The 20,551-nt window shown below is 70.9% G+C and carries 13 protein-coding genes; 2 read left to right on the top strand and 11 right to left on the bottom strand.

Annotated features, from left to right (window positions below):
* Window positions 1-2: 2 nt before the first annotated feature.
* Complete coding sequence (locus tag IPK37_11150) at window positions 3-2,261, top strand: RNA degradosome polyphosphate kinase (GenBank protein QQR99578.1); 2,259 nt, start codon at window positions 3-5, stop codon at window positions 2,259-2,261.
* Window positions 2,258-3,232, top strand: coding sequence for an NUDIX domain-containing protein (locus tag IPK37_11145; GenBank protein QQR99577.1), 975 nt, complete (start codon window positions 2,258-2,260; stop codon window positions 3,230-3,232). Before IPK37_11150 ends, IPK37_11145 begins: the two co-directional genes overlap by 4 nt.
* 222 nt (window positions 3,233-3,454) lie before the next feature.
* Here the strand turns inward: IPK37_11145 and IPK37_11140 are convergent, their stop codons facing one another.
* From IPK37_11140 to IPK37_11090, 11 genes are all read right to left on the bottom strand, one after another.
* Entirely contained in the window at window positions 3,455-4,069 is a 615-nt protein-coding gene (locus tag IPK37_11140; GenBank protein QQR99576.1) for a TetR/AcrR family transcriptional regulator, read from the bottom strand.
* A gap of 8 nt (window positions 4,070-4,077) precedes the next feature.
* Complete coding sequence (locus IPK37_11135; protein QQR99575.1) at window positions 4,078-6,672, bottom strand: MMPL family transporter; 2,595 nt, start codon at window positions 6,670-6,672, stop codon at window positions 4,078-4,080.
* Window positions 6,673-7,248: 576 nt separating this feature from the next.
* Window positions 7,249-8,025, bottom strand: coding sequence for a phosphate ABC transporter ATP-binding protein (locus IPK37_11130; GenBank protein QQR99574.1), 777 nt, complete (start codon window positions 8,023-8,025; stop codon window positions 7,249-7,251).
* 39 nt (window positions 8,026-8,064) lie between these two features.
* On the bottom strand, window positions 8,065-8,985 hold the full coding sequence (gene pstA / locus IPK37_11125) for a phosphate ABC transporter permease PstA (GenBank protein ID QQR99573.1): 921 nt from the start codon (window positions 8,983-8,985) through the stop codon (window positions 8,065-8,067).
* Window positions 8,982-9,983, bottom strand: a complete 1,002-nt coding sequence (pstC, locus tag IPK37_11120; protein ID QQS02824.1) for a phosphate ABC transporter permease subunit PstC — start codon at window positions 9,981-9,983, stop codon at window positions 8,982-8,984. The genes pstA and pstC overlap by 4 nt, the downstream gene beginning before the upstream one ends.
* Before the next feature lie 177 nt (window positions 9,984-10,160).
* A complete protein-coding gene (gene pstS / locus IPK37_11115) occupies window positions 10,161-11,270 on the bottom strand; it encodes a phosphate ABC transporter substrate-binding protein PstS (protein QQR99572.1) in 1,110 nt (369 codons plus the stop codon).
* A 178-nt stretch (window positions 11,271-11,448) separates the two neighbouring features.
* Window positions 11,449-12,075, bottom strand: coding sequence for a hypothetical protein (locus IPK37_11110; GenBank protein ID QQS02823.1), 627 nt, complete (start codon window positions 12,073-12,075; stop codon window positions 11,449-11,451).
* Between the two features lie 99 nt (window positions 12,076-12,174).
* A complete protein-coding gene (gene treZ / locus IPK37_11105; protein ID QQR99571.1) occupies window positions 12,175-14,040 on the bottom strand; it encodes a malto-oligosyltrehalose trehalohydrolase in 1,866 nt (621 codons plus the stop codon).
* Between the two features lie 29 nt (window positions 14,041-14,069).
* Entirely contained in the window at window positions 14,070-16,553 is a 2,484-nt protein-coding gene (treY, locus tag IPK37_11100) for a malto-oligosyltrehalose synthase (protein ID QQR99570.1), read from the bottom strand.
* Between the two features lie 65 nt (window positions 16,554-16,618).
* Entirely contained in the window at window positions 16,619-17,377 is a 759-nt protein-coding gene (gene deoC / locus IPK37_11095; GenBank protein QQR99569.1) for a deoxyribose-phosphate aldolase, read from the bottom strand.
* 250 nt (window positions 17,378-17,627) lie between these two features.
* Window positions 17,628-20,234 carry a DUF3516 domain-containing protein gene (locus IPK37_11090; protein QQR99568.1) on the bottom strand — a complete coding sequence of 869 codons (2,607 nt, stop codon included), beginning with the start codon at window positions 20,232-20,234 and terminating at the stop codon, window positions 17,628-17,630.
* Between the last annotated feature and the right edge of the window lie 317 nt (window positions 20,235-20,551).

Raw genomic sequence — 20,551 nt, 5'->3', positions numbered from 1 at the left:
GCATGGCCCGCGCCCGCACCGTCCCCGAACCACCGCCCGACGCGGAGCCGCTCGCGCTCGCAACCGCCCTGACCTCGGCGCCGGAGTCGCCGCGCCCCCGCGCGGCCAACGGCCGGTTCGTCCGGCTCCGAGAGAGCGCCACCGACCGCCCCGAGGCCGAGCAGCTCCCCGACGAGCGGTTCCTGGACCGCGAGATCAGTTGGCTCCAGTTCAACGAGCGCGTCCTTCAGCTCGCCATGGACCCCGACCTCTACCTGCTGGAGCGGGCCAGGTTCCTGGCGATCTTCGCCAGCAACCTCGACGAGTTCTTCATGGTCCGCGTCGCCGGGCTCAAGCGGCGGATCGCCACCGGCCTCGCCGTACGGTCCGCGTCCGGGCTGGAACCGCGCGAGCTGCTCGATCGCATCCTCGGGGGCGCCAAGCAGCTCATGGAGGCCCACGCGCGGACGTTCGCCGACGAGGTGCTGCCCGCCCTCGCCGAGGAGGGCATCGTCCTGCTGCGCTGGACCGAGCTAGCCGACGACGAGCGGCGACGGCTCTCCTCCTGGTTCCGGGACCGCGTCTTCCCGGTGCTCACCCCGCTGGCCGTCGACCCGGCGCACCCGTTCCCCTACATCTCCGGGCTGTCCCTCAACCTCGCCGTGACCCTGGTCAACCCCAAGACCGGCAACGAACACTTCGCCCGGGTCAAGGTGCCACCGCTGCTGCCGCGCCTCGTGCGGGTCGAAACCGAGGACGGGTCCACCGACCTGTACGGCGCCCGGTTCGTCGCCCTCGAGGAGGTCATCGCCGCCCACCTGGAGCACCTGTTCCCGGGCATGGACGTGCACGAACACTTCACCTTCCGGGTCACCCGCAACGAGGACCTGGAGGTCGAGGAGGACGACGCCGAGAACCTGCTCACCGCCCTGGAGAAGGAGCTCACCCGGCGCCGCTTCGGTCCCCCGGTGCGCCTGGAGGTCGACCGGGACATGGACGACCACGTCCTCGGGATGCTGATGCGGGAGATGCAGATCGGGCCGAAGGAGGTGTTCCGGCTGGCCTCCCCGCTCGACCTGCGCTGCCTGAACACGGTCGCGGACCTGGATCGGACCGAGCTGAAGTACCCCAGCTTCGTGCCGCGCACCCATCCCGACCTGGCCCGCGTCGAGTCGAGCAAGGCCGCCAACATCATGGCGGCGGTGCGCGCCAAGGACGTCCTCGTTCAGCACCCCTACGACAGCTTCTCGACGTCTGTGCAGGCCTTCGTGGAGCAGGCCGCGGCGGACCCCAAGGTGCTCGCCATCAAGCAGACCCTCTACCGGACCAGCGGCGACTCCCCCATCATCGACGCCCTCATCGACGCCGCCGAGGCCGGCAAGCAGGTCCTCGCCGTGGTCGAGATCAAGGCCCGGTTCGACGAGCAGAACAACATCGAATGGGCCCGCAAGCTGGAGCATTCGGGCGTGCACGTCGTGTACGGCGTGGTCGGCCTGAAGACCCACTGCAAGCTCTCGCTCGTGGTGCGCCAGGAGACCGACGGGCTGCGCCGCTACTGCCACGTCGGCACCGGCAACTACCACCCCAAGACGGCCCGCCTCTACGAGGACTACGGCCTGTTCACCTGCGACCCGAACGTCGGCGAGGACCTCACCCGGCTGTTCAACCAGCTGTCCGGCTGGGCGCCGCGCAGCAAGTACAAGCGCCTGCTCGTGGCCCCGCGTTCGATCCGGTCCGGGCTCGTCGAGAAGGTCGACGAGCAGATCGCCCGGGCCCGCGACGGCAAGCCCGCCTACATCGGCATCAAGGTCAACTCGATCGTCGACGAGCAGGTTATCGACGCGCTCTACCGCGCCTCGCAGGCCGGGGTCGACGTCGACGTCCTCGTGCGCGGGATCTGCGCCCTGCGACCCGGGATCCCCGAGCTGTCGGAGCGGGTGCGGGTGCGCTCGGTGCTCGGCCGCTTTCTGGAGCACAGCCGCGTCTTCGTCTTCGGTCCGGGCGGCGCCGACGGGGTGTTCATCGGCAGTGCCGACATGATGCACCGCAACCTCGACCGCCGCGTCGAGGCGCTCGTCAGCATCAACGACCCCGGCCACGTGGACCAGCTAGTCAGCAACGTGGCGCGGGGCATGAGCGATGCCACCTCCAGTTGGCATCTGGAGGGCTCGGGCCGCTGGACGCGGCACCATCGCGGCCCCGACGGCGAACCGCTGGCCGACCTGCAGGACGAACTGATCGAGGAGCACGCCCGCCGTCGCAAGCGGAACCGGGGCCGATGACGCCAGCGCGCCAGTCCGGCCGGGGCAAGACGCCGGTCGACGTGCCCACCGCGGGCGCGGTGCCGTGGCGCCGCCGCCACGGTCGTCTCGAGGTCGCCCTCGTGCACCGGAGCCGGTACGACGACTGGTCGTGGCCCAAGGGCAAGCTCGAGGCGGGTGAGCCCTGGGCCGCCGCTGCCGTCCGGGAGGTCGGGGAGGAGACGACCTTTCGGGTCCGGCTCGGGATCCCGCTGCCGTCGTCCAGCTACCCGATCGCGCCGCGCTCGGGCACGCCGCAGCGCAAGGTGGTCCGCTACTGGGCCGCCCAGCCGACGGGCACCGAAGGCCGGCTGCGGCGCGAGGTGGACCACGTCCGGTGGGTCTCGGTGCGTTCGGCGCTGAAGCTGATGACCTACCGCCGCGACGCCGAGCAGCTCGACGCGTTGGTACTGGCCGATGCCGCCGGGGACCTCGCCACGTGGCCGTTCGTGGTGGTTCGGCACGCCCATGCGGTGCCCCGGAAGGCGTGGCACAAGAAGGACTGGCTGCGCCCGCTCGACGCCCGGGGGGCGGCCCAGGCGCAGGATCTCGTCGGGGTGCTCTCGGCGTACGGCGTGCGCAGCGTCTCCTCGTCCTCGGCAACCCGCTGCGTGCACACGATCGCGCCGTACGCCAAGGCGGCGCGCGTCAAGGTCTGCTCCACCGGCTGGCTCTCGGAGGAAGGCTACGAGGACAAGCCCGCGAAGATGCCCCAGCTCGTCGCCGCGCAGCTCGACGCCGGCAGGCCCGCGCTGATGTGTAGCCACGGCCCGGTGCTACCCGACCTCGTGGACCTGTTCGTGGACCGCTGCCCCAAGGGTGCAACGCGCGATGCGCTCAAGGCCGCGGGGCAGGAGAAGCTGGTCAAGGGCGAGGCGCTGGTCATCCACCTGCGCGGTCGGGGCAAGTCCGCGCGGGTCGTCGCGGCCGAACGGCACCTGCCGTTGCGCTGACCGGCACGCGCTGCCCGGCTTCCGTCGGGCGCACGACGAGGGCCCCCCGGTTGGAGCGGGCCGGACCGTGCCGATACGGTAGTTCAGGTGTGTCGGGCCGTGGCAGCCCCGGGTCCCAATATCAGCCGCTACGAGCGGCCTCGCGCCGAGAGGCGCTCCCGGCCCGGCACACCGTTATCCCGCGTCGCGGGCCCCGACACGCGAGGCGGCGATGGCCGCCGGTTACGGGGTCGAGGCCAGTCCGTGGTCCAGCCGGTCCAGGACGTGCTCCACGAGCCCGCGGATGCGTTCCGGTTCCAGGGCGGCGCCCGTGCCGTCCGGCACCGCCCGAGACAGCGCGCCGCTCACCACGCCGAAGACGGCGCCCAGCACCGCATCGAGCTCCGCCTGCCGCGCCGGATCTGCGTTCCTGTCGTGTTCGAGCACGTGATCGCCGGCCATGGCCCACAACCGCCACTGCGCCTCGCGCACGTAAGGAACCAGTTGCCGGTGCTCCACGGCGAGGTTGCCCACCGAAGCCAGCCGGGCGAGGACGCCCGCGTCGAACTGGTGCTGCACGAGGCTGCGCACCAGGTCGATGAGCCCGACGGCGGTCCAGTCCACCGGTGGCCAGCGGGACAACCCGTCGGCGGCGTCATGAAGGATGACCGCCGCGACGGCCTCCTCCTTGCAGGCGTAGTAGTTCGAGAAGGTTCGGCGCGAGACGTGCGCCTCTTCGGCGATGTCGTCCACGGTGACGTGCGCGAAGCCACGCTCCCGCACGAGGGCGTAGGAGATCGCGGCGAGCCGCTGCTGGGTCTCGGCTCTCTTGACCTCGCGCAATCCGGGGGGGGCCACGACCAGCACTATGGCACGCGGTCCAGGTGCTGACGAAGCCGGTCGCCTTCAATGTCGACCCGCGGCAGCAAGCGATCGAGCCAGGCCGGCAGCCACCACGCCTTCTCGCCCGCGAAGTGCAGCAGCGCCGGCATGAGGATCATCCTGACGAGGAACGCATCGATGAGGATTCCTACCGACAGGGCGAACCCGAACTGACGGATCGTCGTGTCAGCGCCGAGGACGAACCCACCGAACACCGCGACCATGATGGCGGCCGCCGCGACGACCACGAGGCTGGCGTGGTGGAAACCGGTGCGCACCGCCTCCCGGGCCGACGCGCCGTGGACGTGGTCCTCACGCATCGAGGTCCCGAGGAAGACCTGGTAATCCATCGCCAGGCCGTAGAGGATGCCGGTCGCCATGATCGGCAGGAAGCTGAGGATCGGTCCTGATCGGTCGACCCCGACCAGCCAGGTGAAGCGTTCGTCGCCGAACGCCCGAGCGACGAGGCCCAGCGTCGCGCTGATCGTCAGCAGGAAGCCCCCGGTCGCGACGAGTGGCACGACGAGCGATCGGAAAACCAGCAGCAGAATGACGATCGAGAGGGCGACGACGACCCCGACGTAGACGGGGATCGCGGAGCGGAGCACGTCGGACAGGTCGATGTTGATGGCGGTGAGCCCGGAGACTCCCAGCGGCGCGACGCCGGACAGTTCCGTGCCGCGGAGCCGGTGAACGAGCGCCTCGGTCGCCGGGTCCGTCGGGCCATCCACCGGGATCACCTGGAAGATCGCCAGAGTCCGGTCCGACGTAGCGCCCATGAGTCGAGCGCTGGTGGCACCTTCGACGCCGGCCAGTTGGTCCTGGCGGCTCAGCAGCTCCGCGGTGTCCATGGCGGAGCCATCGGAGTGGGCCACGGTCACCACCAGCGGGGCGTTCGCCCCGGTGCCGAACGCACGAGTCGTCGCGTCGTAGTTCACGCGCTGCGGCGAGCCCGCAGCGGCCACCCCGCCGTCCGGCATGCCGAGCCGCATTCCGGTGACGCCGCTGGCCACGGCCCCCAACCCCAACGTCACGAGCAGCGCGGTGAGCACGGGCAGCGCCGTCACGGCGCGGATCCATCGCCGGGCGACGGGGTGGTGTCGGTGAGCAGGTCGATCGGCGTGCCGGGCCTGAGCGCGTCGCCCGACAACACGGCTGCCCACGAGGCCGAGGAGCGCCGGCAGCGCGGTCAGCGAGATCGCCACGGCGAGCGCCACGGTCGTCGCGGCCGTGAGCGCCATCGTAGAGACGAAGTCGATACGCAGGATGAGCAGGCTGAGGAGAGCGGTGATGACGGTCAACCCCGCGAAGAGCACCGCACTGCCCGCCGTACCGACCGCTCGGCCCACGGCGTCGCCGGGGGTGAGCGACTGGGTGACGATGAGCTTGCGGTGTTTGTGCAGGATGAACAGGGCGTAGTCGATCCCTACGGCGAGCCCGATCATGAGCCCGAGCGCCGGCGTCGCGGTCGTCATCACGTAGTGGGAGGACAGGGCGAAGGCCCCACCCACTCCGATGAAGACGCCGACCAGCGCCGTGAGGACGGGCAATCCGGCAGCCACCAGTGAGCCCAGGGTCAGGAGCAGGACGACGACCGCGATCGCCACTCCGATGAGCTCGTGGCCGCCGAGCGGCGGCTTCGTCGGGTTGAGCGCGGTGCTGGGGTAAGCGGTGAGGCCCGTGCCCTCGACGGCCCTCTCGGTCGCGGTCAGCACGTCCGGGAGGGCGGACTCAGGCAAGTGCGCCAGGGACGCGGTGAACTGCAGCGGCAACATGGCAACGCGGCCGTCGTCGCTGACGCGGACGGACGCGAGCGTGCGATCACCTACCGTCAGCGCGTGTCCTTGGGGTGTCGTGCCGGCGGTGAGCCGATCCAGGTCGGCGTACACCTGCGCGCTGGCCTTCGCCACCCCGTCCGTCACGGCGGTCGTGGGGTCGGTCATCGCGGCGGATCCGGCGGGCAAGCCCAAGGCCTGAGGGGAGATCCCCTTCGCGCCCATCGCCGCGGTCAGGGTCTTGAGGTCGGCGAGGAGGGAGGTCGTACCCACGATCCGCTCGTGGGGCGAGGCCGTCGCCAAACTCCGCGCCCGGGTCGCGAGCCCGCCAAGGGACTGCGCGCCCGGCCGGGTGGCGGCAGCATCAAGGGTTGTGGCAAGCGTGGTGAGTTCGGGGCCGAGTTTGGCGGCTACGCTCTGCTCGACCCGTGCGGCGATCTGCTCACGCACCTGGCCGCGCTGCTCGGAGAGCTTGGCCTCGCGGTTCACGACGTACGGCGTGCTTGCCGCGCGATCGGCCGCTTCGGCGATCGCGGCGGCCCGGGCGGGGGTGTCGATGCGGCCCCCGTCCCTCGCGGTGAAGACCAGCGTTCCCTGCGTTCCCCCGGCCTCCGGCAACCGCGCGGAGACGGTGTCGAGCACCTCCTGGGAGGGAGTGCCGTGCAGGCTGAAGCCGGACGCGATCGAGCGTGGCTGCGTTGCGAGCAAGGCCGCGACCACGCCCAGCAGGACGAGCCACCCGCCAAGGACGCGCTTGGGGTGCCGGAAAGCGAAACGGGCGAAGCGGTGCAGCGCGATAGACATCAGGCGCTCCTGAGGTGTGGTGACGACCGTGAACCGTCCCCACACCGTAACAGCGAACTATGCCCATTGAGCATATTTGCATGATGAGCAACATTGCTCGGTTGAGCACCCCCACCAGGCCCCGGGTGTCGCGGCGCTGGATGCAGGGGTCGCACCCACCCCACCGAGGAGCTGCTCGGCCTCGACTAGGGCCTGGCGCGAAGCTGATCCGGACCGTCGGTTCCGACGTCCGACCACGTCTGTGCCAGCGGGACGGCGAGGTCAGTGCACCCCGTCCGGGCATGTCCGTCGGCGTCCAGGGCGGCCACGCCACGAGAGCGCCGGCCAGGCCCCTCCCAGCCGCATTCCCCGCAAAACGCGTGGGCGAACGAGCCGCGCTCCACGACGGGAGCAGGGACCCCGTCCGAGACGCCCCGGCGGTTCCGACTCCGCCCGTGGGCTTTTCTGTGCCCCCACCTGCGCGTCATACTCCCTGCCTCGACCCGGGCCCGGACTGCTCCAGGACTCCCGACCATCTTCACACGCCGGGCCGCGGATTGCGCAAAGACTGGGGATCAAGGCTGGCGCGGAGAAGGTTCAGCCGAACCGCCCGGAGATGTAGTCCTCCGTCGCCCGCTGGCCCGGATTGCTGAAGATCTTCTGGGTGTCGTCGATCTCGATCAGCCGGCCGGGCTTTCCGGTGGCCGCGAGGTTGAAGAACGCCGTACGGTCACTGACCCGCGCCGCCTGCTGCATGTTGTGGGTGACGATGACGATCGTGTACTTCTCCTTGATCTCATTGATCAAGTCCTCGATCGCCAGCGTCGAGATGGGGTCGAGCGCCGAGCACGGCTCGTCCATGAGGAGCACCTGCGGCTCGACCGCGATGGCCCGGGCGATGCAGAGGCGCTGCTGCTGACCGCCGGACAGGCCCGCGCCGGGCTTGTCGAGCCGATCCTTGACCTCATTCCACAGGTTGGCCCCGCGCAGCGACTTCTCCACGACCTCGGTCAGCGTCTTCTTGTTCTTGACGCCGTTGAGGCGCAGTCCCGCGGCGACGTTGTCGAAGATCGTCATCGTCGGGAACGGGTTCGGTCGCTGGAAGACCATGCCGACCGTACGCCGTACGGCGACCGGATCCATGTCCGAGGCGTAGAGGTTCTTGCCGTCGAGGGCGATCTCCCCCTCGACCCGACCGCCGGGGATGACCTCGTGCATGCGGTTGAGCGTGCGGAGCACGGTCGACTTGCCGCAGCCGGAGGGTCCGATGAAGGCGGTGACGGAGCGGGGCTCGACGGTCATCGAGACGTCCTCGACCGCCTTGAAGCTGCCGTAATAGATGTTGACGTTGTTCACGTCGATGCGCTTGGCCATGGTCTTCCTAGATCGAGGTCGGATGCGGCATGCGTCGGATCACTTCAGCTTGCTGAAGTGGGCGACCAGGCGCCCGGCGACGTTGAGGACGAGGATGAGCAGGATCAGCGTGAGGGCGGCGCCCCAGGACCGTTCGATCGCGGGGGCCAGCGCCTCCGTGCGTTCCTGGTTGATCATGGTGGGCAGGGTGGCCATGTAGCCGCCGAACAGGTTCAGGTTGATGAACTTGGTGTACGGCGTGAGGATCAGCAGCGGCGCCGTCTCCCCCATGACCCGCGCGAGGCCGAGCAGCACGCCGGTGACGATCCCGCCGAACGCGGTCGGCAGCACCACGCTCGCGATGGTCTTCCACTTGGGCACCCCGAGCGCGTACGACGCCTCCCGCAGCTCGTTCGGCACCAGCTTGAGCATCTCCTCGGTGGAGCGCACGATGACCGGGATCATCAGGAGCATCAGGGCCAGCGAGGAGGCGAAGCCGGTGCGCTGCCCGCCGAAGGTCGTGATGAACACGGCGTAGATGAACAGACCCGCCACGATCGAGGGCACCCCGGTGAGGATGTCGACCGTGAAGCTGACCACGCGGGCGAGTCTCCCCCGGCCGTATTCCACGAGGTAGATCGCGGTGAAGATGCCAATCGGCACCGAGATGATCGAGGTGACCGCGGCCATGAGCAGGGTCCCCATGATCGCGTGATAGGCGCCGCCGCCGCTGATCCGGGAGGTCATGTTCGCCTGCGAGGTGCTCCACCAGCCGCTGGAGAACAGCATGTGCAGGCCCTCGCTGAGCACGGCGTACAGGATCCAGACGAGCGGGACCATCGCCGCGAAGAAGCAGGCCCACATCACGACGGTGGCGATGACGTTCTTGGCGGCGCGCCCGCCGGACTTACCCCCCATGCCGGCGCCCAGCGGGGCGGCGGGGTCGTCGCGACGGATCTCGGTGCTGGCTGCGGTGCTCATTCGGAGAAGGCCTTCCTGCGCTCGATGACGACGCGGGCGATGGCGTTGACGACGAACGTCAGGAGGAAGAGCACCAGGCCGGCCGCGAGGTACGCGCCGGTCTTCTGCGGCGTGTCGAACTCGCCGGCGTTGTTGGCGATCCGCGAGGCGAAGGTCTCGCCGCCGGTGAAGAGCGAGAAGCTCCAGGGCGCGCCGGGGGCCAGCGCCGACACGATGAGCATGACGGCGACCGTCTCACCGAGGGCGCGGCCCAGTCCGAGCATGGCGGCGGAGATGACGCCCGGCTTGCCGAACGGCAGCACGGCGGTGCGGATCATCTCCCACTTGGTGGCCCCCAGGGCGAGGGCGCCCTCCTTGTGGGTCACCGGGGTCTGGGCGAAGACCTCGCGCGACAGGGCGGTGATGATCGGCAGGATCATGATGGCCAGCACGATCCCGATGATGAAGATCGTCGAGGCCGACGTGACCTCGGCGGCTCCGGGCGGCGTCTCGAAGATGGGGATCCAGCCGAGCGCGCGGTTGAGGAACTGCTGCAGCCCGATGTCGCGGATGAAGAAGCCGAAGTACAGCGCCCCCCACAGGCCGTAGACGATCGACGGGACCGCCGCGAGGAGGTCGACGAGGGCCGCCGCGGGCTGTTGCAGCCACGGCGGGGCGTACTGAGTGAGGAAGAGCGCCACGCCCACCCCGAGGGGTACGGCGAGGAGCAGCGCGATGACCGAGCTGCTCACCGTCACCCACAGCATGCTGGCGATGCCGAACCGCGGGTGCTCACCGCCGGGGGTCCACTCCGAAGAGGTGAGGAAGTTGGCCTCGTTCTTGCCCAGGGCGGGGATCGCCTGCATCAGCAGGAACACCCCGATCAGCGTGACCAGCGCGATGACGAAGGCGCCGGCCCCGACGGACAGACCGAGAAAGACGGTGTCGCCGGCGCGCCGCTTGCCGTGCCCGCCCTCCGAGGACGGTGCCGGCGTCATGCCCCCGTCACCGGCGCGCATCTGGGGATCACTCGGGGGGTCGGTGTGGGGGACTCCCGTGGAGGACGTGGTCATCGATCCTTCTGACGTGGTCGGGGAAGGGGCGTCACAGTGGTCCCGCCGGGGCGTACGCCGTACGACGGGGGACGCACGCGCTGGGCCGGCCGGGACCGACCCGGCCGACCCAGCGCGGTGGCGTCACGAAATGGCGTCGATCGCCGTGGCGACCTTGTCGGAGATGCTCTTCGGCAGGGGCGCGTAGCCGACCTGCTCGATGAGCTCCTGGCTGTCGGCGCTCGCGAAGTGCTTCAGGAAGGACTTGACGTTCTTGCCCTTGGTCGCGTCCGGGTACTTGCTGCAGACGACCTCGTAGGTGACCAGCAGGATCGGGTAGGCGCCCTGCTCCTTGGTGGCGTAGTCGAGCTTCAGCTTGAGGTCATTGCCGCTGCCCTCCTGCTTGGCCGCCGCGACGGCCTTGCCGACATTGTCACCGGTCAGCTCGACGGGACCACCGCCGTTGTCGACCTGGGCGATGCCCAGCTTGTTGTCCTTGGCGTAGGACCACTCGACGTAGGTGATCCCGCCCGGCGCGGACTTGACCGCGGTGGCGACACCGGCCGACTTCTCCTTGCCCTCGCCCTTGCCGGTCCACTTCTTGCTGGCCTCGGCGGTCCACTTCTCCGGGGCGGCGGCCTTGAGGTACTTGGTGAAGTTCTCGGTGGTGCCCGACTCGTCGGAACGGAAGAAGACCTTGATGGGCGTCGCGGGCAGCTTGGCGTCCTTGTTCGCCGCGGCGATGGCCGGGTCGTTCCAGGTGGTGATCTTGCCGCTGAAGATGTCGGCGAGCACCGCCGGCGTCATGACGAGCTTGCTGACGCCCTCGAGGTTGTAGCCGATGGCCACCGGGCCCGTCACCATCGGGAGGTTCCACGCGGGGGCCTTGCACTGCTTCTCCGCGGCGGTGGCCTCGTCGGCCTTCAGCGCCGAGTCGGAGCCGGCGAAGTCGACCTGGCCGGCGTTGAACTGCTTGATGCCGGCGCCGGAACCCGTGGGGTTGTAGTTCACCTTGGCGCCGGAGCACTTCTGCTGGTAGGTCCGGGAGACCTCGTCCACCGCGTTCTTCTGGGCCGAGGAGCCCTCGCCGTTCAGGGTGCCGCTCGCGCAGTCGCCGGCTGCGGCGCTGCTCCCGGAGCCCCCCGCGGCCGAGCTGGTGCCACCCGTCGTCGGGTTGTCGGAACCGCACGCGGCGAGCGCAAGCACGCCGGCGAGCGCCATGGTCGAGACGGCGGCCATACGCTGCGTCTTCACGATATTCGTACCTCTCCACTGACGTTCGTACGGAAACGGCCCGTGCCATTCCGCCTCCGACCCTAAAGAGGACGGATGTCCCGCTGCGTTCGGGATCGTGAACGCCGGGTGAACAGCCCGCGGACGTGTGGGAAGTCACACGCGACCGGGGCGTGACCAGCGGGGGAATGGGCGCGCGTCAGTCCAGCTCGCCCCGCCGCCAGGCGCGGGCGCATCCGGTGAGATCGTCAGCCATCGCCAATACCGCTGCGGCGGAGCGCGCGTGTCGGGCGCTCACCTGATCGAGCGTGAGGTCGAGGCCCCCCGGGCGGCCCCCCTGGCCCGCGGCCGACGGGGGCATATCCGGGTCTCGAGAGGCCCGTCCGGAGGCCACGACCCGGCAGAACGCCGCCGCGCGGTCGAGGGCGATGCCGACGTCCCCGTCGTACATGCCGCGCAGAATCTCGTCCGCGAGCTCGCGCATGGCCGCGGGGCCCGGCGGCGTGCCCGCGCCCGCGATCACCACGGCGACGTCGGCGTGCCGAGTCCCCTCGGCGAAGTCGTTGCTGGCGCCGACCGGGTCGCGGCGGACCCACTCGCGCAGCACGTAGAGCCGCCACAGGGCCCCGGGCAGGCTGCGCGGCGGGCGCTGGGCCCACAGCTCGGCGACGGTGTCCAGACCCAGCTCGTCGACCAGCCGGACCAGCCGCTCGGTCGTGGCCGGGTCGTCGGAGGCGCGGCCGGTCCGCAGCAGGATGGCCGCGGTCTCGTGGGCAATCTCCGAGATGACCGCCGGGTCCAGCCGGTCCGCGCCGAACGAGTCCATCGCGCCGGGGTCGAGGGGGGCGGGGCGACGGTACGCCGGGCGCGAGCGGCCGCTCGCCGCGTTGTCGCTCCCGCCGGGCCCGCCGTACGCCGCCGCCACTCAGTCCGCCGTACTCGGGCCGACGACGACGGCTCCGTCCGCTAGCAGGGTGACGTGGCCGTCCTCGCCCAGGCTCGCCGTACGGTCCGTGGCGAGGAGCACGACGAGCCCGCGGGTGGACTCCAGGCCGAGGTTCGCGTCGACGGGGCTGGCGCCGAGGTTCACGGCGACGCGGTGCCGGCCGCGCTCGACGACGACCAACCCGGTGCCCTCGATGTGCCGGACGCGCACGGCGGAGAGGTCGGGGTCGCGCAGGTCGCTGCGGGCGCGACGCAACGCGATGAGCGCGCGATACCAGCGCAGCGTCTTGCGGTGGTCGCCCTCCCCGACCTCGCCCCAGTCGAGCACCGAGCGATCCCGGGTGGCCGGATCCTGCGGGTCCGGGACGTCCTCGGCGCCCCAGCCGTGCCGGCCGAACTCGGCCCGCCGCCCGTGCCGCACCGCCTCCGCCAGGGTGTCGTCGACGTGGTCGGTGAAGTATTGCCACGGGGTGCTCGCCCCCCACTCCTCGCCCATAAACAGCATCGGGGTGTAGGGGCTGGTGAGCAGCAGCGTGGCGCCACACCGCAGCCGCCGGGGCGACAGGGTGGCCGAATGCCGGTCCCCGGCGCGGCGATTGCCGACCTGGTCGTGATTCTGCAGGGAGGCGACGAAGCGCCAGCCCGCCACGCCCTCCGGGACGGGCCGGCCGTGTCGCCGGCCGCGGAAGGCCGACCAGGAGTCCGCGTGGAAGTACGGCGACGTGAGCACCGTCGCCAGCGCCCCGGGGCGGCCGAAGTCCTCGTAATAGCCCTGCCGCTCCCCCGTGAGCGCCACGTGCAGCCCGTGGTGGACGTCGTCGGCCCACTGACCATCCAGCCCCAGGCCGCCGCGCTCGACGGGCTGGACCGTGCGCGGGTCGTTGCGGTCCGTCTCGGCGACGACCCACACGTGCCGGCCCAGGTCCTCGGCCAGCTCGTGGACCCGCTGGGACACCTCCTCCAGGATGTGCACCGCGCGGTTGTCGTGCAGCTCGTGCACCGCGTCGAGGCGCAGCCCGTCCAGGTGGTAGTCGGTGAGCCAGTGCACGACGTTGCCGACGATGTAGTCCCGCACGGGGTCCGACAGGGGTCCGTCCAGGTTGAGCGCGAGGCCCCACGGGGTGTGGTGCCGATCGGTGAAGTACGGGCCGTAGTTGAACAGGTAGGCGCCGTCGGGCCCGAGGTGGTTGTAGACCACGTCGAGGCACACCCCGAGCCCGCGGGAGTGGCACGCGTCGACGAACCGCTGCAGGCCCTCGGGCCCGCCGTAGGGCTCGTGCACCGCCCAGGTGGCCACCCCGTCGTACCCCCACCCCGACCGACCGGGGAACGAGGCCACCGGCATGACCTCGACGATGTCGATGCCCAGCTCGACGAGATGGCCGAGGTGTTCGATCGCCGCGTCGAAAGTGCCCTCGGCGGTGAACGTCCCCACGTGCATCTCGTAGAGGACCGAGCCCTGCAACGGCACACCCTCCCAGCCCTCGTCGGTCCAGGCGAACTGGCCCGGGTCGAAGATCTGCGACAGGCCGTGCGGGCCGTCGGGGAGCCGGGTCGCCCGGGGGCTGGGCATGACCGGGCCCCCGTCGATGCTGTAGCCGTAGCGGTCGCCCGGGCCGGCCGGCACCTCGGTCGCCCACCAGCCCTGCCCGGCGGGCTCCATGGCGTGACAGACGCCGTTCAGCTGCAGGTCGACGCTCTTGCTCGCCAGCGGCGCCCACACCGAGAACGCGCGGCCGCCGCCCGCGCCCGCTTCGTGGCCCGGGTCGTGCGCGGCCACCTCGCCGTCGGACTCGCCGTGGTCCAGCGGTGGTGCGTCGGGCAGGAGGTCGCGGTCCTCGCTCATGTCTTCCTTCACGTACGTCGGGGGCGGGATCAGCGTTGCACGAGCACGGCCACCGGGAGGTCGGCCAGGAGGGTCGCGACGCTCGACGTACCGCCGGGCACCGCGGCGCCGGTGAACAGGTCCACCCAGTCCCCCTCGGGGAGCTCGACCGTGGCCTCCCGCCACCCGCCGGCGGCGGCGAGGCGGGCGGGCGCGCGGGTCACGAGGGTGACGAGCCGGGCGCGGCGGCCGAGCCCGAGGGCGCCGGCGACGGCGCCGGCCACCGCCCCGGCGAGGCCCGCCGGCCCTGCCTCGCGGACGAAGCCTAGGGCGTGCTCGCTGCGGCACTCCAGCGGCGTGTAGGCCCCCGTGAAGAGCTCCGGTTCCTCGCGGCGCAGCCGCAGGATCGACGAGGTGACCAGCAGCTTCTCCGCGTCGAGGCGGTCGTTTTCGGGCACCATGGAGCGGCCGCCGTCGTCGAGCCGCGCCAGCAGCGCGGCCCGCCGCTCGTAGTCCACGGGGCGTCGGTTGTCCGGGTCGACGAGGGACAGGTCGACGATCTCGCAGCCCTGGTAGCAGTCCGGTACGCCGGGCATGGTGAGCTGCAGGGCCTTGGCGGCGAGCACCGTGGCGCGGATGGCCTCGGCGTTGCGGTCCAGGGCGGCGTCGATCGCGTCGTGCAGCCGGCCGTCGCGACGGACCTGCTCGACGAACTCCAGGACGGCCCGCTCGTAGCCCTCGTCGCCGTCGACCCAGGCCGTGTGCTGCTTGGCCTCTCGAAGCGCCTTGAGCAGGTAGTTCTCCATGCGTTCGGGGTCGATGTAGCCGACCCCGAGGATCGTCTGCCAGAGCAGGTGGGCCGTGGGCAGGTCCACGCCGAAGTCGGCGGCGCGCTCGCGGGCGACCCGGGAGCAGTCGACCCACGCCTGCGGGTCGCCGGCCACCGCGAGCAGGCGGGCCCGCACGTCCTCGCTGCGCTTCGTGTCGTGCGTCGACAGCGTGGTCATCCCGCGCGGCCAGTCCTTGGCCTGCCGCAGTGCCCACTCGTGCAGCTCGTCCGCCGAGCCGGTTTCCAGGCCGCCCGGATCACCGCCGACCTCGTTGAGCGCGATGAGCCGGTGCCAGCGATAGAAGGTGGTGTCCTCGATGCCCTTGGCCATGACCGGGCCCCAGGTCTGCTGCAGGCGCACCGAGAAGTCGAGCGCGTTGGGCTCGTCGTCGGAGGGGACGCTCAGCGGGATCAGCCGCGCCAGCTCGTCCTCCAGGTCGGGGCGGGCCCCGATGGCGGCGGCGAAGGCGTCGGTGAGGCGCTCGCGGGCCTCCGGGGTGAGCCGTTCGTCCGGGCGGACGTAGGCCCGGTAGACCTCGCCGGCCACCAGCAGCTCAACGATCGCCTCGCGGAGCCGCTCGGGGTCGTCGTCGGGCAGCGCCTCGCGGGCCCGGCGGACCAGCCGTTCCACCTCCGGGGTCAGCGACTGCGAGACGACCTGCCGCTTCGACTTCTGCACGGCCTCGGCGAGCGTCGCGTCGCCGCCCGCGGCCGCCCATTCGCGGCTGAGCACGTCGGCATCCGCGGTGTCGACTAGGGCATCCTGCAGCGCCCGCAGCGCGTCGTACCCCGTCGTGCCGTCGCAGGCCCACGAGGTCGGCAGGTCCTCGCTGGCCTCCAGGATCTTCTCGACCACGACGTACGTGCCCTTCGCGGTCGCCCGCCGGAGCTGCTCCAGGTAGCCGGCGGGGTCGGCGAGCCCGTCCGGGTGGTCGATGCGGAAGCCGTCGATGAGGCCGGCGTGGTTGAGCTCGAGCAGGAGCCGATGCGTCGCCTCGAACACCTCGGGCAGCTCCACGCGGACGGCGATCAGCTCGTCTACCTCGAAGAACCTGCGGTAGTTGAGGGTCTCGGCCTTGTCCCGCCAGTTCGCGAGCCGGTAATGCTGGCGGTCCAGGATGCCGCGGATGGCGAGGGCGTCGGTGGTGCCCGTCTCGTGCGTCCCCTCGGTGCCGATCGCGACGGGCAGGACGTGTTCGAAGTAGCGCAGGACGGGTACGTCGCGGCCGGTGAACGGATCCTCCATCTGGTCGAGCTGGATCTCGCCGCGGTCCAGGACCGGCTCCAGGTCGTCCCCGAGGATGGGCAGCCCGAGCCGTCCCCCGCCGGCCTTCCAGTCGATGTCGAACCAATCGGCCGTCGGCGCGTCGCGGCCCTCGCGCAGCAGCTCCCAGAGCGGCCGGTTCTGGCATTCGGGGGCGATGAAGGCCATGTGGTTGGGGACGACGTCGACGATGAGGCCGAGCCCGTGGGCCTGGGCCGCGCGCGCCAGGGACTCGAAGGCCTCCCGGCCGCCCAGGCCGCGGGCGATCTGGGCGTGGTCGAGCACGTCGTACCCGTGCATCGAGCCGCTCGCGGCCTGCAGGATCGGCGACAGGTAGAGGTGGCTCACCCCGAGGTCGGCCAGGTAGGGGACGATCCGCTCGGCGTCGGCGAACCCGAAGTCGTGGTGCAACTGCAGGCGGTAGGTTCCGGTGACCGGCATGGGGGGATGGACTCCTCGAGGGGCGGCAACGCCGCCCATTGTTTCAGTCCGCGCCAGGCCCGCGGTCAGTAGCCCTGGGCCGCCTCGAGATCGCGGTCCGGCTGCGGGACGACGATGCCGCCGGCCTGCGCGAGCCGGCGGGCGCCCTCGACGATCGCGACGGTGCTGGACGTGCCGATCCGGGTCGCCCCCGCGGCGACCATGGCCAGCGCGATCTCGATGTCGCGCACGCCGCCGGACGCCTTGACGCTGACCCGGTCCGGGACGTTGGCGGCCATGAGGAGGACGTCCGGGACGGTGGCTCCGCCGCCCGCGAACCCCGTCGACGTCTTGACGAAGTCGGCGCCCGCCTCGGTGGCCGCCCGACACGCGTCGACCTTCTCGCCCTGGTCCAGCAGCGCGGTCTCGAAGATGACCTTGACGAGAGCGCCCCCCGCGTGGCCGACCTCCACGACCGCGGCGATGTCGTCGCGGACCGCCTGGAACTGGCCGCCCCGGAGCCGACCGATGTTGAGCACCATGTCGAGCTCGACCGCCCCGTCGGCCAGCGCCTGGCGGGCCTCGGCGACCTTCGCGGCGGTGCTCGTCGTGCCGTGCGGAAAGCCGATGACGGTGCAGACCTTGGTGTGCGCGTCCGCGAGTCGGCGCGCGGCGTCGGCGACGTCGCTGGGCCGGACGCAGACGCTCCAGGCCTGCTGCGCGGCGACCTCATCGACGCCGGCCGCCACCTCGTGCGGGGTGAGGTCCGGCTTGAGCAGCGCGTGGTCGACCAGGTCGGCGATCTGCTGCACGGTCAACGTGGTGCCGGGAGCGATGCGGGTCATGGCCCTCAGCGTACGTCGCTGCCTGACGTGCGGTTCGCGCCGCCTGCCCGGCCCCCTCACGTGAGGTGACGTGCGGTTCGCGCCGGCTGCCCGGCCCCACCCCACGTGAGGTGACGCGCGGTTCGCGCCGTCTGCCCGGCGCCACCCTCACGTGAGGCGCCTCTCCTCACAGCGAGACGACTCACGTCCATACGTGAGCTCTCTCGATCTCATGAGAGGCGCCTCAGCGTTGGGTGAGGCCCGGGAAAGGTCAGGCCCGGGACAGGTCCGTCGCCCGCAGGACCAGCTCGCCCGCCGCGTCGCTGGCGGCCAGATCGACCTCCGCGGAAATGCGCCAGTCGCGGTGGGCCTCGGGGTCGTCCAGGATCTGCTCCACCAGCCAGAACCCCGGCTCGGACTCGGTGTCGACCCGCAGCAGCCCCGGGCCGCGTGCCTCCGGGCCGATTCCCACCAGATCGGTCCCCTCATGACCGGGGTAGTCCGCGGCCAGCTCGTCGTACGCCTCTTCCCACTCGGCCGCCTCCAACGGCTCCCCACCGGCCCCCACGTCCGCCGTCGCGGCGTCGAGTGCGGCGAGGTCGTCGAAGCGGCAGAGCGCGAGGAGCTCGACCCGCCGCCACATCGCCGAGCGCACCAGCACCCGGAACGCGCGCTTGTTGGCGGTGATCGGCTTGGGCCCGGTGCTCATGACGTCTCCGGGCCGCACCGGCGCGGCCTCGTCGCGGTCCGGGTCGGTCAGCGCCTCCCACTCGTCGAGCAGCGAGGAGTCGGTCTGCCGGATCAACTCGCCGAGCCAGGCGATGAGGTCTTCCAGCTCCTCGGTCTTGGCCGCGTCGGGGACGGTCTGGCGCAGCGCCCGATACGCGTCGGTGAGATAGCGCAGCAGCAGCCCCTCGCCGCGTTGCAGCTGGTAGAACGCGACGTACTCCCCGAACGTCATCGCCCGCTCGAACAGGTCCCGGACGACGGACTTGGGCGAGAGATCCTCCTCGGCGAGCCAGGGATGCGCGGGACGGTACGTCGCGAACGCCACGGTCAACAGGTCTTCGAGCGGCTTGGGCCAGGAGACGTCCTCGAGGAGTTCCATCCGTTCCTCGTACTCGATCCCGTCCGCCTTCATCTCCGCGACCGCCTCGCCGCGCGCCTTGAACTGCTGCGCGAACAACACGGCCCGCGGATCGTCCAGGGTGGCCTCGATGACCGAGACGACGTCGAGGGCGTACGTCGGGGCGGCCGGGTCCAGCAGGTCCAGCGCGGCGAGGGCGAAGGCGGACAGGGGCTGATTCAGCGAGAAGTTGCGCTGGAGGTCCACCACGACCGCGAGGGTCCGGCCGGTGGCGTCCGGTTCGGGCAGCCGCTCCACGATCCCTGCTTGCAGGAGTGAGCGCAGGATCGCGATGGCCCGGCGCTGCAGGTGGGCCTGGCTGCGGGGGCTCTCGTGGTTGTCGGTGAGCAGCCGGCGCATCGCTGCGACCGGGTCGCCGGGGCGCTGAATCACGTTGAGCACCATGGCGTAGGTGACCCGTAGCCGCGGCGGCAGCGGCTCCGGTACGGCGCCGACCAACCGCTCGAACGTGTCCTCGGAGTAGTTGACGAAGCCCTCCGGCGGCTTGCGCTTGGCGAGCTTGCGCTGCTTGCGGACGTCGTCGCCCGCCTTGATCATGGCGCGGTGGTTCTCGATGACGTGGTCGGGGGCCTGGACCACAACGGTGCCGGTCACGTCGTACCCCGCCCGTCCCGCCCGCCCGGCGATCTGGTGGAACTCGCGGGCCTTGAGCAGCCGCTGCCGGTTGCCGTCGTACTTGCTCAGGCTCGTCAACAGCACCGTGCGGATCGGGACGTTGATGCCCACCCCGAGGGTGTCGGTCCCGCAGATGACCTTGAGCAGCCCGGCCTGGGCGAGGGTCTCCACGAGGCGGCGATACTTCGGCAGCATCCCCGCGTGGTGCACCCCGATGCCGTGGCGCACCAGCCGCGCGAGCACCTGCCCGAAGCCCTTGCCGAACCGGAAGCCGCCGATCGTGGCCGCGATGGCGTCCTTCTCCGCGCGGGTGGTGACGTTGAGGGACATCAACGCCTGCGCGCGCTCGAGCGCGGCGGCCTGGGTGAAATGCACGACGTACGCCGGGGTCTCGCGCGCGGTCACGAGGTCCTCGATGGTCTCGTGCAGCGGGGTCATGGCCCAGCGGAAGTGCAGCGGCACGGGTCGCGGGGCATCCGCGACCACGGCGGTGGGGCGGCCCGTGCGTCGGGTGAGATCGTCGCGGAACATCGTGACGTCGCCGAGGGTCGCGCTCATCAGCAGGAACTGGGCGTGCGGCAGCTCCAGCAGCGGCACCTGCCAGGCCCAGCCGCGGTCGGGTTCGGCGTAGAAGTGGAACTCGTCCATGACCACCGAGTCGACGGCCAGGTCGCGACCCTCGCGCAGCGCGAGGTTCGCGAGGATCTCCGCGGTGCAGCAGATGATGGGCGCGTCGGCGTTGACGGAGGCGTCGCCGGTGACCATGCCGACCTGCTCGGCTCCGAAGGTCTCGCACAGGTCGAAGAACTTCTCGCTGACCAGAGCCTTGATCGGCGCCGTATAGAAGGTGCGGCGCCCCGTCGCGGCGTACCGGCTCAGGCTGAAGAAGGCCAACCCCGCGGCGACGAGCGACTTCCCGGACCCGGTCGGCGTCGCGAGGATGACGTTGCTGCCCGTGACGAGCTCCAGGAGCGCCTCCTCCTGATGCGGGTACGGCGTCAGTCCCGCTCCGCTCACCCACTCGGCGTACGTCGCGAAGAGCTCGTCGGGATCGTCGGCGAGCCGCTGGGGCTGGCCGGTGAGGGTGCTGGTGAGGCGGTCGCTGAGGGTGGGCATGGTGGCTCCATCCTCGCAGGTACGCCGTGCGTGGGCGCCGAGGCGTCTTGACAGCCAGTCAGTTGGCTTTCCTGACAAGCGAATTACAGGATTTCGATTTGCTGTGATCTATATCACCATAGATACAACTCAGTAGACGGTTAACAACAAGTACGCAGCTCGCGATGATCGAGACGTGCGTTCAGTACGGATGTCCGTGCTGAGGGTGGGCGCCATGGGAGGCGCAATTCACCGGTGACTGGGGAGTCATCCGCACTTGGGGAATTCGAATACTGGGGGAAGTTCTTTCATGTCGCTTCGTCGTTTCACCATGCCCA

Source organism: Austwickia sp. (assembly GCA_016699675.1).
In the GTDB taxonomy this organism is placed as follows: Bacteria; Actinomycetota; Actinomycetes; order Actinomycetales; family Dermatophilaceae; genus Austwickia.
The sequence above is the reverse complement of the archived record's forward strand: the minus strand, read 5'-3'. Positions and strand labels throughout refer to the sequence as shown.